The organism is Arthrobacter sp. B0490 (genome assembly GCF_002929355.1).
Lineage (GTDB): Bacteria > Actinomycetota > Actinomycetes > Actinomycetales > Micrococcaceae > Arthrobacter_D.
The window spans coordinates 1-638 of sequence record NZ_PJIR01000101.1 but is presented as its reverse complement, the minus strand read 5'-3'; the positions used below and the strand labels follow the sequence as shown (position 1 = coordinate 638).

Below are 638 nucleotides of genomic sequence, written 5' to 3'. Positions count from 1 at the left end.
CGGCCGCACCGACATCGACCGCCAGGCCTGCGGCCCGCAGGCGGTCACCGTGGAAGACTCGTTCAGCATGATCCACGCCTCCCGGGGCCAGCTCGAGCCCGCGTCCGCCGAGATGCGCTCGCAGCCGGCCATCGTCGCTGGCATCGCCGCCGCCACGCTTGGCAAACACCCGGTGGACTGGCTCTGGCTGGTGGAGGACTACGCCCGTATCCGCGAGCTGATTGCGGCGACCATTCCCGGTTTCACCGGCTTCGACCACCGCCTGCATCGCCCTGGCGGTTTCTACCTGGGCAACGCCGCCGCCCGGCGCGAATGGAAAACCGCCAGCGGTCGCGCCGAGTTCAAGGCGCACCCGTTGCCGGCCGATCTGCTACCCGAGCAGGCCCGCCACGGCGGCGTGGAGGTCGACCTGATCCTGCAGACGCTGCGCTCCCACGATCAGTACAACACCACGCTCTATGGTCTGGATGATCGCTATCGTGGGGTGAAAGGGATGCGCGATGTGGTGTTCGTCAATCCCGCCGACATCCAGCGGCTGGGCCTGGAAGCCGGCCAGCAGGTCGATCTGATTTCGCTGTGGGACGACGGTATCGAGCGCCGCGTGCGCGGTTTCACCCTGCTCGCCTACGACACCCCGC

The 638-nt window shown here is 68.2% G+C and carries 1 protein-coding gene; it reads left to right on the top strand.

Features of this window, described 5'->3' with window-relative positions; all coding sequences use genetic code 11:
- Positions 1-638: molybdopterin dinucleotide binding domain-containing protein (locus CXQ97_RS20965; RefSeq protein ID WP_368784524.1), on the top strand; the 638-nt coding region annotated here is incomplete at both ends.